The 15,075-nt window shown below is 55.7% G+C and carries 21 protein-coding genes; 10 read left to right on the top strand and 11 right to left on the bottom strand.

Annotated elements, in window-relative coordinates; genetic code table 11:
* Positions 1-60 precede the first annotated feature (60 nt).
* A complete protein-coding gene (locus V9K67_RS04910; protein WP_336720493.1) occupies positions 61-822 on the bottom strand; it encodes an oxygenase MpaB family protein in 762 nt (253 codons plus the stop codon).
* A gap of 161 nt (positions 823-983) precedes the next feature.
* Here V9K67_RS04910 and V9K67_RS04905 point away from each other — a divergent pair, with 161 nt between their 5' ends.
* Entirely contained in the window at positions 984-1,514 is a 531-nt protein-coding gene (locus tag V9K67_RS04905; RefSeq protein WP_336720491.1) for a ferritin, read from the top strand.
* Between the two features lie 141 nt (positions 1,515-1,655).
* Here the strand turns inward: V9K67_RS04905 and V9K67_RS04900 are convergent, their stop codons facing one another.
* Positions 1,656-1,844, bottom strand: coding sequence for a hypothetical protein (locus V9K67_RS04900; RefSeq protein WP_336720490.1), 189 nt, complete (start codon positions 1,842-1,844; stop codon positions 1,656-1,658).
* Between the two features lie 122 nt (positions 1,845-1,966).
* Between V9K67_RS04900 and V9K67_RS04895 the strand changes: the two genes are divergently transcribed.
* Positions 1,967-2,206 carry a hypothetical protein gene (locus V9K67_RS04895; protein WP_336720489.1) on the top strand — a complete coding sequence of 80 codons (240 nt, stop codon included), beginning with the start codon at positions 1,967-1,969 and terminating at the stop codon, positions 2,204-2,206.
* A gap of 241 nt (positions 2,207-2,447) precedes the next feature.
* Positions 2,448-2,642, top strand: coding sequence for a hypothetical protein (locus V9K67_RS04890; RefSeq protein WP_336720488.1), 195 nt, complete (start codon positions 2,448-2,450; stop codon positions 2,640-2,642).
* A gap of 91 nt (positions 2,643-2,733) precedes the next feature.
* Here the strand turns inward: V9K67_RS04890 and V9K67_RS04885 are convergent, their stop codons facing one another.
* Entirely contained in the window at positions 2,734-3,243 is a 510-nt protein-coding gene (locus tag V9K67_RS04885; protein WP_414696754.1) for a DinB family protein, read from the bottom strand.
* A gap of 25 nt (positions 3,244-3,268) precedes the next feature.
* Complete coding sequence (locus tag V9K67_RS04880) at positions 3,269-3,529, bottom strand: hypothetical protein (protein WP_336720486.1); 261 nt, start codon at positions 3,527-3,529, stop codon at positions 3,269-3,271.
* Between the two features lie 124 nt (positions 3,530-3,653).
* Between V9K67_RS04880 and V9K67_RS04875 the strand changes: the two genes are divergently transcribed.
* From V9K67_RS04875 to V9K67_RS04855, 5 genes are all read left to right on the top strand, one after another.
* The gene (locus tag V9K67_RS04875) at positions 3,654-4,130 is read left to right on the top strand and encodes a nucleoside deaminase (protein WP_336720485.1); all 477 of its coding nucleotides are present in this window, start codon (positions 3,654-3,656) and stop codon (positions 4,128-4,130) included.
* Between the two features lie 51 nt (positions 4,131-4,181).
* Entirely contained in the window at positions 4,182-6,836 is a 2,655-nt protein-coding gene (locus V9K67_RS04870; RefSeq protein ID WP_336720484.1) for a M1 family aminopeptidase, read from the top strand.
* Positions 6,837-6,880: 44 nt separating this feature from the next.
* Positions 6,881-7,408, top strand: coding sequence for a YdeI/OmpD-associated family protein (locus tag V9K67_RS04865; RefSeq protein ID WP_336720483.1), 528 nt, complete (start codon positions 6,881-6,883; stop codon positions 7,406-7,408).
* A gap of 48 nt (positions 7,409-7,456) precedes the next feature.
* Complete coding sequence (locus V9K67_RS04860) at positions 7,457-8,746, top strand: TCR/Tet family MFS transporter (protein ID WP_336720482.1); 1,290 nt, start codon at positions 7,457-7,459, stop codon at positions 8,744-8,746.
* 90 nt (positions 8,747-8,836) lie between these two features.
* Positions 8,837-9,106: an acylphosphatase gene (locus tag V9K67_RS04855; protein WP_336720481.1), complete on the top strand. Its 270-nt coding sequence runs from the start codon at positions 8,837-8,839 to the stop codon at positions 9,104-9,106.
* Positions 9,107-9,193: 87 nt separating this feature from the next.
* On the opposite strand, the gene V9K67_RS04850 is transcribed toward V9K67_RS04855, so the two are convergent.
* Positions 9,194-9,436 (bottom strand): hypothetical protein, encoded by a 243-nt coding sequence (locus V9K67_RS04850; RefSeq protein ID WP_336720480.1) that lies wholly within the window; start codon positions 9,434-9,436, stop codon positions 9,194-9,196.
* Positions 9,437-9,471: 35 nt separating this feature from the next.
* Entirely contained in the window at positions 9,472-9,732 is a 261-nt protein-coding gene (locus V9K67_RS04845; protein WP_336720479.1) for a hypothetical protein, read from the bottom strand.
* 303 nt (positions 9,733-10,035) lie between these two features.
* On the opposite strand from V9K67_RS04845, the gene V9K67_RS04840 reads away from it, so the two are divergent.
* A complete protein-coding gene (locus V9K67_RS04840) occupies positions 10,036-11,151 on the top strand; it encodes a lactonase family protein (RefSeq protein ID WP_336720478.1) in 1,116 nt (371 codons plus the stop codon).
* Between the two features lie 86 nt (positions 11,152-11,237).
* Here the strand turns inward: V9K67_RS04840 and V9K67_RS04835 are convergent, their stop codons facing one another.
* The gene (locus V9K67_RS04835) at positions 11,238-11,480 is read right to left on the bottom strand and encodes a hypothetical protein (protein WP_336720477.1); all 243 of its coding nucleotides are present in this window, start codon (positions 11,478-11,480) and stop codon (positions 11,238-11,240) included.
* 121 nt (positions 11,481-11,601) lie between these two features.
* Between V9K67_RS04835 and V9K67_RS04830 the strand changes: the two genes are divergently transcribed.
* The gene (locus V9K67_RS04830) at positions 11,602-12,630 is read left to right on the top strand and encodes a hypothetical protein (RefSeq protein ID WP_336720475.1); all 1,029 of its coding nucleotides are present in this window, start codon (positions 11,602-11,604) and stop codon (positions 12,628-12,630) included.
* Positions 12,631-12,730: 100 nt separating this feature from the next.
* Here V9K67_RS04830 and V9K67_RS04825 read toward each other — a convergent pair whose 3' ends face one another.
* The 4 genes from V9K67_RS04825 to V9K67_RS04810 form a co-directional block, all read right to left on the bottom strand.
* Positions 12,731-13,093, bottom strand: coding sequence for a hypothetical protein (locus V9K67_RS04825; protein ID WP_336720474.1), 363 nt, complete (start codon positions 13,091-13,093; stop codon positions 12,731-12,733).
* A gap of 3 nt (positions 13,094-13,096) precedes the next feature.
* Positions 13,097-13,675 carry an RNA polymerase sigma factor gene (locus V9K67_RS04820; protein ID WP_336720473.1) on the bottom strand — a complete coding sequence of 193 codons (579 nt, stop codon included), beginning with the start codon at positions 13,673-13,675 and terminating at the stop codon, positions 13,097-13,099.
* A gap of 184 nt (positions 13,676-13,859) precedes the next feature.
* Entirely contained in the window at positions 13,860-14,411 is a 552-nt protein-coding gene (locus V9K67_RS04815; protein WP_336720472.1) for an inorganic diphosphatase, read from the bottom strand.
* 144 nt (positions 14,412-14,555) lie between these two features.
* Complete coding sequence (locus tag V9K67_RS04810; protein WP_336720471.1) at positions 14,556-14,987, bottom strand: hypothetical protein; 432 nt, start codon at positions 14,985-14,987, stop codon at positions 14,556-14,558.
* Positions 14,988-15,075: the final 88 nt, after the last annotated feature.

The raw sequence follows: 15,075 nt of genomic DNA, 5'->3' as shown, positions 1-15,075 counted from the left end.
GAAAATGCTCGCCAAAAGCAGTAACGAAACGTTCGTAAGCCAACTCAGGAACTCAGGAACTTACTTAGAAACGTCCAACGCTTTTATCTGTTTTTTATACGCCGGGGGGAGGATCAGTTCTTTGAGCAGGCCGTCCAGGTTTACTTTTCTGCCCAGTTTATAGGCCTGCAGCACGGGGGAGAGGAGGGAGGGGCCGCTCATGTCCAGGAGGGTTTTTACTTTTTGGGGTACCACCAGTTTTTGTCCTTCCAGCAGCAGGCGGTAGCGGATGCTGCCCAGGTGCTTTTTGTATTGCCGGAAAAGGTCCTTGGTGTAATGGCTTTTCACCAGGTCCTGCTCCAGGTGGGCGGCCCGCATGGGGAGCCACTCGCTGTAGGTTTGCGGCAGGCCCTGCAGGCCCATGCGGTGACCGACGCGGTAAAATACGTCGAATACCTCTTCTTTTTCTTCCTGTTGCAGGGGGCGTTCCAGCACTTCAAAGGCGCTGATGGAATAATAGATCAGCATAAACAGCACATCGCGGTAGGCCCAGTCGGGGATGGTGCTGCCCCGGGCGGCCTCTACGCCCGAATGGATGTCCCGCATTTTATCAATGGCCCGGTGGGCGCCTTCAGTAGAGGTGAAAATGATCAGCCGGGCGTAGCCTACGGTGGAAAACAGCCGCCCCAGCGGGTCGGCCGGCAGGCGGCCGGTAAAGTACAGCCAGTCCACCGCCCGGTTCAGTGCAAACTCGGCGGCAGCCCCGGCAAAAATGAACAGGATCGTATCACTCTTGCCCCAGATCTGCCGCACGACGGAGGAGTGCTTCACAAAAAAATCCATAGCTTTCAAATTAGGTCAAATTTCTGTTGCAGAAAAGATAAAAGGGAGGGGCACCGGTTGGAGGGCGGCAGGCAGGGACGGAAGGCCGTAAATTTAGATGAGCCGGCGGGGCGGGAAAGAACAATATTTTTTCTATATTGAAACTTATAAACCCATTAACTATGATTTCTTCAAAAATTGACGAGGCTTTGAACCGGCAGATCGACCTCGAGGGCTTTTCTTCCATGTATTACCTGGCGATGGCGTCCTGGTGTGCGGTTCAGGGCTATAATGGCGTGGCGGCTTTCCTGTACCACCATTCCGATGAGGAACGCATGCATATGCTGAAACTGTTCCATTATATCAACGACCGGGGCGGGCATGCCATCGTGCCGGCTTTTGCGGCCCCGCAAAAAGATTTTTCGGGTATCAACGAAGTATTTGAAATTGTGCTTTCCCACGAGATAAAAGTTTCCAACGAGATCAATGCCCTGGTGGAATTGTGTATCCAGGAAAAGGATTATACTACCCATAACTTTTTGCAATGGTACGTGGCCGAGCAGATCGAGGAAGAAACCCTCGCCCGGCAAGTCATTGATAAATTAAAATTAATCGGCGACGACAAAGGGGGCATGTACCTGTTCGACAGGGACCTGGAAACCCTTGCCGGCAGCATCGACGGTAAAGGCAAGAAAAAAGGCCACGGGCACTAACGCTATCCGCTCTGCAGTTACAGGCGGATCAAGACATCCAGGGGCAGCGGACCATTCGGTTGCTGCCCTTTTTTATGGCTGCAGGACCTGTTCGTTTGTGCCTGGAAGTTAGGCCGGGCCTGTATTTTCCTGCCGTATCCCTTAGGGTTGGGCGAAATGAAGGTAGGCGTACAGGGTGAACAGCAGGAACAGCACCAGCAGGGCCCATCCCCCCAGCCCGGCGAACCGCTGGTGGCGCTCGTTGGGCCGCTCAATGGGAACGTCCAGCTTTCGAAAGCCTGAGCCAGCTGTTGGCGCCTGGTCATTTTCTGTTGCATCGATTGGTGGCATCGCAAGTCGTTTGTGGATAAAATGGCGTCCCGGAAGGTACAAACGATTGCGCCAATTTGTATCGTTGGCAAGAAAATTGAAACGGGGTAAAGAAATATTTTAATCATTTAAATGTATTACAGATGGCGACTAATTTCAATCCCGAGCACAAAGAGGGTAAAATAGCACGGACAATTGAAGAGCAGACGGCGAAGTTACCGTCCGATACTTTTTTATGGTTGGCTTTAGGTTCTATGGCCGTTTCGTTGACGCTGCAGGCGTTGGGCCAGAAGCACAAGAGCCTGTTTGTCGGCCAGTGGGCGCCTTCCTTCCTGCTTTTTGGCATTTACAATAAGATCGTGAAGCTGGAAGGGCACGATTAGTATCCGGTTAACGCAAGGGCATAGAAGGCGGTTTTTCCCCTTCTATGCCCTATTTATGCAGCAGGAGCCGGCAGTGCAGGCCGGGCTGGCCAACGAAGCTGTAAAGAAGTGAACCTGAAGAAGTAACGTTACTGCACAGTTGAAATGAAAAAATGATCCGCCAATAAGAAAAAAAATTACATTTGGAAGCAAGGTGCATACGCCGCCGTATGGCCATAAAATCTAAAACCAAAAAAAAATTATGAAAAAGGTATTGACCATTGCCATTGTAGCGCTGACTTTGACCTATTGCAGCACACCGCCCACGACGACCACTACCACACCCGATACAACCTCTACGGAATTGTCCGGTACGGATACCAGCGGTGTTATTGCAGATACCAGCAGCATGGCAACCGACACCAGCGGCATGAATCCCGTGGATACTGCCCGCTAAGCGCATTTTATGCCTTGTGCATCTTAAAGAATGACCTGCCCCCCGGCAGGTTTTTTCATGCCCGTATGTACCTACCGGTAGCCTGTAACCGTCAGGCGGTCTGCACCCGCACCGTTACCAGCAGCTGTCCCAGGTGGCGCATGGTATGTTCGGCCGCATGGGTGTACAGGCCGATGACCGTGGAAGGAAGGCCCGCCCTGCCGACGCCCCGGAAATCGGTGAGGGTGGCTTCGGGGGTAGTGCGCAACTGCTCCAGCGCCGCTTCTACCTGCCCGTGGAAGGCCTGTACCAGGCTCTGTACGCTGGTAAAAGCTCCCGGGCTGCCCTCGGCCCGCAGCCACAACAGCTGGTCCTCGGACAGCGCCTGGCCGCGGGCATAGGTAAACAACCGGTCGAGCACGCCGGTCAGGTGCTGCAGGTGAAAGCCCGCAGACGCTACCCCGGCAGGACGGTCCCACAACAGCCGGTCGGGGAAACCCTCCATGAGTGCGGTCACTTCTTCACGGGCCTGCAACAGGGCATGGGCCACCGGCTGCAGCAGGGCGGGCAGGCCGGGCAGGGGCCCGCGCAGCCAGACTTCGGGTAGTTTTTGTTCGCTCACGGGATCCATTTACGCGGTTACTGCTTTACGCACCTACCTGGGAGCGCAAAAAACCTTCGATGGCGCTGCAGGGAAGCAAAAAGGGTTTGGAGTCGATCTGGATGTTCAGGTCCTGCCCCGACACGGTGTAGGAGCCTTTGATGGCATTGCCGAAAACAGAAACCTGGAAACTGCCCTGGTCGTTATTGCCGTTGAAGGTGCCGCCCTGGCTGTGGACCGCGGCTTTGGCCCGGCCCAAAACCTGGTCGGCGGGGCCGGAAAAAGGAATGGAAAAATTGCACGCCATAATGTTCGTTTAAGGGTGTAAATATAAGCTTGCAAAAATCAAGATTTTCCAACAGAAAAGGTCATGCCACGAACAGGAGGGAAGGGCGGTTCGCACTTACGGACTTTAGGTAGTAAATTGCAGTATGACCGATCAGGAACAGAAATTTTTAGAAAGGGCGATTGAATTATCCCGCCTGGGGATGAACAGCAGGCAGGGCGGACCATTCGGATGCGTGGTGGTAAAAGACGGCGAAATCATAGCGGAAGGCTACAACCGGGTGGCGGCCACCAACGACCCCACCGCCCATGCCGAGGTGGTGGCCATTCGGGCCGCCTGCCAGCAGCTGGGCACCTTTCAGCTCACCGGCTGCGACATCTATACCAGTTGCGAACCCTGCCCCATGTGCCTCGGCGCTATTTACTGGGCCCGCCCTCAACGGGTGATCTATGCCAATACCCGAAAAGATGCGGCCGCCATCGATTTCGACGACCAGTTCATTTACGACGAGATCGGCAAGGACGGCATCGAAAGAAAGATCCTGTTTGTGCATTTTCCGCACCAGGCCGCCCTGCGGATTTTTGAAGAATGGCAGAAAATGGGCGACAAAACTATTTACTAATGCGGGCCCCGGTCCGGGGGGCTCGATGAAATTTCCCGGGAGAACGTACACATGAAGGCCATCCACCTCCTCCAGATCGGTGTCTGCGTATTTTGCGGTGCGCTTGCCTTTTCCTGCAGCCGCCCGGCCTATAAGGCCGCCGCCCAGCCCAGGGAAGGAGTGCCGCAACCCCTGGCCGTCTCCCGCAAAAAACTGCTGAGCGACCTCCGCTACCAGCTGTATTTTAACGTCCCGGAAAAAAGGGAAGATTCCATCGCCGCTTCGGCCACCCTTTATTTCCGGTTGAAAAAGCGCCGTTTTCCCCTGCAACTGGATTTCAAGGAAAAGGGGGATCACCTCCTGGGCTTGCGGGTAAACGAGGTGGAACAGCCCGTGGTACTGGAGCACGAGCACCTGCTGCTGCGCCCAAAATACCTGAAAAAGGGGCTCAACAAAGTGGCCCTCCGCTTCACCGCCGGCGACCTGTCGCTGAACCGAAACGAGGACTACCTGTACACCCTGCTGGTGCCCGACCGGGCCCGCACGGCCTTTCCCTGCTTCGACCAGCCCGACCTGAAAGCCGTGTTCACCCTGTCGCTGACCACACCGGCCCAATGGTCCGCCATCGCCAACGCCCCCCTGGTGGACTCGGTACGGCAGGGAGGCACAATGACCTGGCATTACGCCCCCACCGACACCATTCCCACCTACCTGTTTTCCTTTGCCGCCGGCCGCTTTTCGCAGGAAGCCAAGGAGGCCGGCGGCCGCTCCATGCATTTCTTCCACCGTGAAACCGACAAACTCAAGCTGGCGCAGAGCATGGACACCGTTTTTGCGCTGCATGCAGGGTCCCTGGACTACCTGCAGCAGTATACCGGCATCCCGTACCCGTTCCAAAAGTTCGACTTCGTGGCCATCCCCGACTTCCAGTACGGCGGCATGGAGCATCCCGGCGCCATCCTGTATAAGGCGGCTTCCCTGTTCCTGGACGGCAGCGCCACCCAGGAGCAGAAGATCTCCCGTTCCAGCGTCATTGCCCACGAAACCGCCCATATGTGGTTCGGCAACCTGGTGACGATGCGCTGGTTCGATGACGTGTGGATGAAAGAAGTGTTTGCCAACTTCCTGGCCGACAAGATCACCCAGCGCATGGATACCACCACCGATTTCGACCTGAAATTTTTACTGGACCACCTGCCGGCGGCCTACAGCATCGACCGGACGGCGGGCGCCAACCCGGTGCGCCAGCCCCTGGCCAACCTGCAGGATGCCGGTAGCCTGTACGGCAGCATCATTTACCACAAGGCGCCGGTGATGATGCGGCAGCTGGAGCGACTGATGGGAGAGGAGGCCTTCCGCAAAGGGCTGCAGACCTACCTGAAAACCTACGCCTACGGCAACGCTTCCTGGCCTGACCTGATCACCATACTGGACGCCCTGACGCCGGCCGACCTGCAGGCCTGGAACAAGGTATGGGTGAACATGCCCGGGCGGCCCCTGTTCGATTACGACCTGCAAGCCGAAGGCGGCCGCATCCGCAGCCTGGAGGTCCGCCAGCAGGCGCCGGAAGGCGGCAGCCGCACCTGGCCCCAGTTGTTCGAGCTGGCGCTGGTTTACCCCGACCGGGTGGAACAGCTGACCGTTAACAGTACGGAGCACCGCATGCTGGTAAAAGAGGCGGAAGGAAAGCCGGCTCCCTTGTTCCTGCTGTTCAATGCCACCGGCCAGGGCTATGGCCTGTTCCCGGTGGATGGAGCCATGCGCCTGGATTCGCTGAAAAGTCCCGTCATGCGGGCCTCGGCTTACATTAACCTGTACGAGAATATGCTGGCCGGCAGGCAGGTAAGCCCGCTCCAGTTGCTCGACCTGTACCGGCCCCTGCTTTCCAGCGAATCCGAAGAGCTGAACCTGCGCCTGATGACCGGGCAGATCATGGAGGTTTTCTGGCATTACACCCTGCCGGCCCACCGGGCGGCCCTGGCCGGGTCGCTGGAGGCCGACCTCTGGCAGGCCATGCTGCGCCAACGCGAGCCCAACAAAAAAAAGATCCTGTTCAAAACCTACCAGGGGCTGGCCCTGAGCCGCAAGGCCCTGGACAACCTTTATGAGATCTGGAAACTGCAAAAGCCACCCTCCGGGGTGCGGTTTTCCGAGGACGACTATACCTCCCTGGCCTTTTCATTGGCGGTGCGCGACTACCCAGCCGCCAAGCTGCTGCAGGAGCAACAGGAACGCATCCAGAACCCCGACCGCAAGCGGCGCATGGCTTTCGTGCTGCCGGCCCTGTCGCCCGAGGTGCGTACCCGTGATGCCTTTTTCCGTTCGCTGAAGGAGCCGAAGAACCGTGAAAAGGAATCCTGGGTGCTGCTGGCCCTCGATTACCTGCACCACCCGCTGCGGGCCGCCACCTCGCGTTATTACCTGAAGGAAAGCCTGGAACTGCTGGACGAGCTGCAGCGGACCGGCGATATTTTCTTTCCTCAATCCTGGCTGCAGCGCACCCTCAGCCCGTACCAGACCCCCGGGGATGCGGCAGTGGTGCGGAGCTTTCTGAAGGAGCATCCCGCCTACAACCCGAAGCTGAAGGAAAAGATCCTGCAGGCCGCCGACCCTTTGTTCCGGGCCGAGCGCCTGTTGTACCCCCCGGGCAGGACCCCCGGGGCCTCGGGCAACGCCATCCGGAAGGGGGGCGCGGTCTCGGATGAGGAAGAAGATGGGGAAAATTAAGCCGGCAGCCCCGTATATTGCAGCACTCATTTTATCCCCGATCGATGGACACATCCCTGATTCCGTTTACAGCCCTGGTCAAACAGTTTGACGAGCAGGGCGAAAAAACCGGCTGGACCTATATCGAAATCCCGGCCGGGGTGGCGCAGCGGCTGGCGCCGGGCAACAAAAAGGCGTTTCGGGTCAAAGGCACCCTGGATTCCCATGCCATTGCGGGCATCAGCCTGCTGCCCATGGGCGATGGCAGCTTTATCCTGCCCCTGAATGCCGACCTGCGCCGGGCCCTTCGCAAGCAGAAAGGCGCTTTTTTGGAAGTGCGCCTGCAGGCGGACCGGGCGGAAAAGCAGCTGCCGCCGGATTTGCTGGAATGCCTGGCGGACGAGCCCCAAGGCGCCGCCTTTTTTCGCTCGCTTACCCCTTCCCACCAGCATTATTTCGGCAACTGGATCCAAAGCGCCAAAACCGAGCCCACCCGTACCAAGCGCATCGCCCAGGCCGTTAGCGCCCTTTGCCAGGGCCAGACGTACCCGGAAATGCTCCGCAGCGGGAGAAAAGACAGCCTGGAGTTTTAAGTCAAACTACAAACTAAAACCTACCTTGCGCCCTTAATCTCAACTGCTATGGCATCTTCGCGTAAGGCCGCTATGGGCTTTATTTTTTTGACCCTGCTGATCGATGTGACCGGGCTGGGACTGATCATTCCGGTCTTGCCCCGCCTGATCGAATCCCTGATCGGGGGCGACGTGAGCGATGCCTCGCAATGGGGCGGCTGGCTGACCTTTGCCTTTGCCATCATGCAGTTCCTGTTTGCCCCGGTGATCGGCAACCTCAGCGACCGCTGGGGCCGGCGGCCGGTGTTGCTGTTTTCCCTGCTGGGCTTTGGCATCGACTACCTGTTCCTGTCCTTTGCTCCCACCATCGGCTGGCTGTTCGTGGGGCGGCTGATCGCCGGCGTTACCGGCGCTTCCTTTACCACCGCCACTGCCTACATTGCCGACATCAGCACCCCGCAGAACCGGGCGCAGAACTTCGGCATGGTGGGCGCCGCCTTTGGCCTGGGCTTTATCATCGGCCCGGTGATCGGCGGCCTGCTGGGTTCCTTCGGGCCCCGGGTGCCCTTTTTGGCGGCCGCCGCTTTGAGCCTGCTGAATGCCCTGTATGGTTTTTTCGTGCTGCCCGAATCGTTGCCGAAGGAAAACCGGCGCCCCTTCGAATGGAAGCGGGCCAACCCCGTAGGCTCGCTGATGCGGTTGAAACGGTACCCGGCCATCAGCGGCCTGGTGCTCTCCCTGGTGTTCATCTACATCGCCTCCCATGCCATCAACAGCAACTGGACTTATTTTACCATCAAGCAACTGCACTGGGACACAAAGCTGATCGGTATCTCCCTGGGCGTGATCGGCTTTATGATTGCGCTGGTACAGGGATTGCTGATCCGGAAGGTCAATCCCCTGTTGGGAAACGAGCGGAGCGTGTACCTGGGATTAGGTTTTTATACCCTGGGATTGCTGCTGTTTGCCTTTGCCACCGAAACCTGGATGATGTTTTTGTTTATGGTGCCTTATTGCATGGGCGGGATTGCCGGCCCGGCGCTGCAGGCGATCATTTCGGGGCATGTGCCTTCCAATGAGCAGGGTGAGCTGCAGGGAGCCCTGGCCTCGCTGATGAGTGCTACCTCCATTGTCGGTCCGCCCCTGATGACCAATTTGTTTGCGTATTTTACCCGGCCCGAAGCGCCGGTGCAGTTTGCCGGAGCACCATTTTTGCTGGGAGCATTGCTGATGCTGGCCAGTACGCTGCTGGCATTCAGTGTGCTGAAAAAGGAAAAGGAACAGAATGGAGGGCCAGTGGCCCATTCGGAAGAGGGTGTAGAGAAGGAGACCGTAGGGGATTGGCCCTTAGGCCATTAGCATATCCGGCGATTTCCAAGCAGGGTTTAGTGGGAGAATACTTCCTGCTTATTACTGATTACTGATTACTCATCTCTTAACCAGAACCATATGGCGACACTTCATCTGATCATCAAGGGAAAGGTACAAGGTGTGTTTTACCGGGCCTGGGCAAAGGAGGCTGCGGAACAGCTGGGCTTAACCGGCTGGGTAAAAAATACCGATGAAGGGAACGTGGAAGCCCTGGTCAGCGGCCCGGACGAGAGGGTGCAGCAGTTTACCGATGCCTGCAGGCAGGGTCCGTCCCGCGCCCAGGTAACGGCCATAGAAAGCCAGCCGGTACCGGACCAGGCATTTGCCTGTTTCCAGGTGATCCGTTAATAGACAGGAGGTCCTTCCGGGGCTCCGGGGAGGCGGCAGCATCTCTGCGCCTGATTTTCATTGTGCATCACCGTGAGGAGCGGTTCGTTAACCGTCTTCGCCGTCCGTAATTTCCGAGCCCGGGCCTTCGGAGGCAGCAGCGCCGTCTCCTAATGGATGGTCGCGGATATTTTCGTTGGCCCGTGGGTTGGGATTCTTGGCCAGTTTCTGGATCTGCGGTTCAGGGGGATAGTGGTGGGGTTGTTCGCCGCCTCCGGGTTTTGCAGTTTCGCCCGGCGGGGGATGAGGGGACTTATTTTCCGATTCGTCGTTTTCCCTGATCTGGTTCATATAAGCAAATTATAAGGAGTATAAAGAACTTTCCATTACGGCAGCACTTCCTGCAACAGGCCGGAAACATTGATCTTTTCCAGGTAAGGAGCCAGTTCGTCGATAGTATCAAAACCTTTGAACCATCCGACTTTATTATAACGACTTAAAAAGAATACTTCTACATAGAAACCATCCATTTGATACAGCATCATGCGGAGGGGGGGATCTTTTCGCTCACCTAAATAAACACCTGATCTCAAAAGCGCGTTCTGTTGCTGTTCTAAACTGAGTAAATTAAATTCTTGTAATGTCATATACTCGTCGTTTGTTCATAAACAATAAAGGCAAAATAAGTGCCATTTGAAAAGGCCGGCAAAGAATTGCTCAGCTTGTTTTTCGCACCGACTTTAAAGGTAGGGAAAAATCCGTCCCTCAAATAGATGAGCTAGAAGGCGGCGGGCAAAGGGCCGGCCGTTTGTTGAAAAAAAAGCGCAATGGGACCTGGCCCGGGAATTTTATTGCTCAGCTTGAGGACCGATGGGTGGGGAATAAGAGACTGAACCAGGCGTTTATTGCTTATTTTGTGGGCAGTAAATTTCCTGATCCCAAACTATTTTATGCGGTCTCTTTTCTTTTTCCTTCTTTTTTCCATTTCCCTGGGTGCCGCCGCCCAGAATTTTTACCTTTTTGTAGGCACCTATACGGCTAAGGGCAGCAAGGGCATTTATGTGTACCGCTTCAACGCCGCCACCGGCGAGGCGGAATGGGTAAGCAATACCGACAGCGTTGTGCACCCTTCTTACCTGGCGGTAACGCCCGACGGCAGGCAGGTGTATTCGGTAAATGCCACCAGCAACCCTACCCCCGGTACCCTCAGCGCTTTTTCCTTCGACCCCCAAAGCGGCAAGCTCGCCTATATCAACCGGCAGCCCAGCGGCGGCGACAATCCTTGCTATGTGTCGGTGACCCGGCGCGGCCAATGGGTGGTGGCGGGCAATTATGGCGGCGGAAGCCTGGCAGCCTTTCGGGTAAAAAAAGACGGCTCGCTGCAGGCCCCGGCCCAGGTCATTCAGTTGCAGGGCAGCGGTCCCAGAAAGCAGCAGGAAAAAGCGCATGTCCATGCCGTGGTATTTTCACCCGATGAGCGGTATTTGTTTGTACCCGACCTGGGTACCGACAAGCTGATGGTGTACCGCTTTAAGAAAGGATCCGCCCTGCCGTTGCGTCCGGCCCCTACGCCTTTTGTGGCGGCCAAAGAAGGAGGCAGCGGCCCGCGGCACTTCACCTTTCACCCTTCCGGCAAGTATGCCTACCTGGTAGAGGAGTTGAGCGGAACGGTGGAAGCCTACCGCTACCGCAAGGGAAAGCTGACGTTTCTGCAGCGCCTGTCCACCCATCCCGCCGGCTTCAGCGGGGTCATCAGCAGCGCCGATATCCATACCTCGCCGGACGGAAAATTCCTGTATGCGTCGAACCGGGGAGATGCCAACAGCCTGGCCATTTTCGCCATCGACGGGGACGGAAAGCTGACGTTAAAGGGGCACCAGCCCACCCTGGGCGTGACGCCCCGGAACTTTATGATCGATCCTACCGGCAATTACCTGCTGGTGGCCCACCAGTCCACCGACAACATCGTGATCTTTAAACGCGACCCGGTAACCGGACTGCTGCAGGAAGCGGGCCGGCAACTGAAGGTGTCCAGCCCGGTTTGTCTCAAAATGATTGCGGAATAAGTCCGCAATCAGGGTTTACGAGTTTTCGTGTTTACGAGTTCACGAGTTCGGTGGAAGGTTCTAAACGTTTGCTTGGTATTTCCTGTTTATTCCTGGATATCGTCCTCGTCAATATTCTCGAAATTGCGGTCGGCATATTTGTCCGATTCGCTGGAGGGGTGGTTTTCGGAGGCCGTCCGGGTTACTTTTTCATTGGATTCCCGGTAATCGTTGTCGCTTACGGTAGATACATTGGGACGGGGGGCGGCGTAGTCCCGGACATTGGGATCATTGTGGGAGCCTTTTTCCGAAGGGCGGTTGCGCTGGGGGTCTGTGGATTCTTTTTTCATAAAAAAAATTTGAAGGTGTAGCAAAAATGTTATGCCAAAAAAAACGTTGCCTTCCTTTCCGGTCTTATGGCCCGGTTCTTATTATTAAATACCTTCCGAAATGAAGCACCAAAAGATCAGAATGAAAAGCCGGATATTATTTATGGCCGCCTGCCTACTGATGAGTTGCAAGGGCAATGTGCAAAGCGTAACCGGGGTCGTCAAAGATTCCGTAAAGAAAGACCCGCCGGCCCAGGCCGTCCGGGATTCCCTGCCGCCGGCGCCCACGCTGGATTCGGCCCGGTACGATTCGCTGATGACCATTATGGCCAATGGCGATACCACGGGGCGGTGGCCCGTGAAAGGAATCTACCCGAAATACGGGGCCATATTACCGTTCCACCGGATTGTGGCTTATTATGGCAACCTGTACTCGAAGCAAATGGGCGTATTGGGCGAATATCCCCGCGACAGCATGCTGCGCCGCCTGCAAAAGGAAGTGGCCCGGTGGACGGCGGCCGACAGCCTGATGCCGGCCATCCCCGCCCTGCACTACATTGCCGTAACGGCCCAGGGCAGCCCGGGCGCCGGAGGCAAATACCGTCTGCGTATGCCTTTTGGGCAGATCGATACGGTCATCAGCTGGGCCAGGCGGATCAATGCCCTGGTGTTCCTGGATGTGCAGGTGGGCCACAGCACCCTTCAGCAGGAGGTACCCGAATTTGAAAAATACCTGGCCATGCCGCAGGTGCATTTCGGCATCGACCCCGAGTTTTCGATGAAGGGCGGCCACAAGCCCGGCGCCGCCATCGGCACCTTCGACGCGGCCGATATCAATTATACCATCAACTACCTCGCAGGCATCGTCAAAAAATATAACCTGCCGCCCAAAATACTTGTGATCCACCGCTTTACGCAACGGATGGTGACCAATTACAAAAAAATAAAACCGGTGCCCGAAGTGCAGGTGGTCATGGACATGGACGGCTGGGGTACCCCGCCCCGCAAGGTCAATACCTACAAGTCGTTCGTATACCCCGAGCCCGTACAGTTTACCGGCTTCAAGCTGTTTTATAAGAATGACGTGAAAAGGGTGGGCGAGAAGCAGGTGATGCAGCCCGCGGCGCTGTTGAAGCTGACGCCGCGACCCGTTTATATTCAGTACCAGTAAGAAAAGTTTACGAGTTAACGGGTTTACGGGTTTACGAGTTCCTTACGGGCGCCAGCAACTCGTAAGCTTGTAAACTCGTAAACCCGTTAACTCGTAAACGCTACTGAGCTTCGTGCAGATAGATAATGATAAAGCTGATGATGATGAGCAGGAGCAGGATGAGCACGGTGATCAGCAGCCAGGGGTCGTTTTTCAGGCGGAGCTTTTCGCGAAGCGCCTGTTTTTTGCGGGTTTTCTTTTTCAGGTCGCGGTTCAGCTGGTCCACCACGGATTGTACCTGGTGGGTGCTCTGAAACTGCTGCAGTCCTTCCAGCGCATCGGCGTCGAATTCGTTGTCCTGCAGGTGCATTTCCAGTTCGTGCTGCCGTTCGGGCGCCAGCTTTCCCTGGAGGTACTGCAGTAAGGCTTCCTGGTCGACCTCGGTGGTTAAATGGCTCAATATGTCTTTCAGGTTGTCCTGCATGGCCTAGGAGCTTGCTTTGTTTTTTAATTTTCTTTCCAGCGCCAGCTTCAGGTTCCGTTTGCCGTTTTGGATAGCGCTTTTCACTTTCAGAAGGGAATATCCGGTCTTTTCCGCAATTTGCTGGTAACTGTTTTTTTGCAGGTAGAACAAAGTTACGCATTGTCGCTGCTCTTCGCCCAATTCCTTCAGCGCCTCTTCCAGGAATTCATGGGCCCGCTCGTTCTGCTCTACCTCCAGGGGTTCGGAGTCCGGGCGGGCGGCAGCGGTTTCCTCGGTAAGCTCTTCCATGTATTTTCCCTGGACGTTGCGCAGCTTCATCAGGCAGTGGTTTTTGGCCACCATATACAGCCAGGATTTAAAGTAGTCGATCCGGTATTTGGAAACTTCCGTAAGCACTTTCAAAAAAACCTGCTGGACGCCGTCCTTGGCTTCTTCCTCGTTTTTGAGGTATTTCATGCAAACACCCAGCAGCAGCAGGGTATAACGTTCCAGCAGGATGCCGATCCATTGCCGGTCCTTGTCGGCATAATAGTTTTCCAGCAGCTCGTTGTCGGTAATATGATGATAGCGCCCGGGCTTCACAAAAGGAAAAGGTTGTTTGTACCGGGTGAGATGCAGGAAAAGGGAAATTCCATAAGCCCGGTGCCGGAAAAAGTACCGAAAAAAATATTGCCGGCATCCAGATGATCCCTCCGCGGTGCGGGAGATACCATGGAGCATGCCGGCAAACAGCCCGGTCGGTCCGGGAGGTGAAAAGAACCGTGGGTTATTTATTCCCGTACTTTTCCTGGTAAAGCCCGATGGCATCCTTGATGATGCCGTAGGCTTCCTCTTTATTCTGGAAGTTGTCGATCCGCACTTCCTTGTTCTCCAGCATTTTGTACTGCTCGAAATAGTGCTTCAGTTCGTTGAAGAAGTGCTTGGGCAGTTTTTCGATGTCGGTATAATGGTTAACGGAGGGGTCGTTGGTGGCTACGGCGATGATCTTGTCATCTTCTTCGCCGCTGTCGATCATTTGCATATTGCCGATAACGGTAGCCTCCACCAGGCAAAGCGGGTGGATGCTTTGCGAGCAAAGTACCAGGATGTCCAGGGGGTCGCCGTCGAGGCCGAGGGTTTGGGGGATAAAGCCGTAGTTGGCCGGGTAGTGGAAGGAGGAGTAGATCACACGGTCGAGGATCAGCAGGCCGGTTTTTTTGTCAATTTCGTATTTGGTGCGGGATCCCTGGGGGATTTCAATCAAAGCGGTTACTTTTTCGGGGGCCTTATCTCCGTAATCGGCACCATGCCAGGGGTGTAGAACGTTTGTAACTTTCATGAATAGTGTAATTAGTCTATTGGGGGTGAAAAATAAGCTAATACCCTAACACGGCAAAGAGAAAATCCCCTGAGGGTGTCTTTGCCGGCTTAATCTGCCTGCAGGTTCGGCCTGGCGGGAAAGGGGGCTTAGCGCGGATTCGTCTTATTTTCCGGCGGGCGGGGCGGGGAAAGAGTATTTGAGATCTACCTTCCAGGCGCCGTCCTGGCGGACCACTTTTACCGAATCGGTTCTTTTCTTGAACGAATTGGAGTAGCTGATGACGCTGATGCTGTCGTTCAGTTGGTTGACGGAAAAAATATTGATGGAGGCGTTGCGGTAGCCCCGTTTGGTTTCGGGGTCCATGCGTTCCCGGTAGATGCGTTCCAGGAGGTTGATATATTGGGTGTTGGCCGAATCGCTGATCACCAGGTCGCGGGCCTTGTCATAGCGGCCGTCGAGGGCCAGGCGGATAAAGTTGCGGGCGGCATCCACATCGTTCTCGGAGGTGGCGGTGGTGTTGCTGCGGTCGGGCTCGTTGTTACAGGCGCAAAAAAATTGCAGGAACAAAAAGCTGAGAAAAATTTTGCCTTTCATTCCTGCAAAGTAAAGAAATAGTGACCATTCGGAGGATCAATGGGCAATAGGCAATTAGCAATAGGCAATTGTGACCGGGCATGTATTT

The organism is Huijunlia imazamoxiresistens (assembly GCF_037132455.1).
In the GTDB taxonomy this organism is placed as follows: domain Bacteria; phylum Bacteroidota; class Bacteroidia; order Chitinophagales; family Chitinophagaceae; genus Flavisolibacter; species Flavisolibacter imazamoxiresistens.
This window is presented reverse-complemented; position numbering and strand designations above follow the sequence as displayed.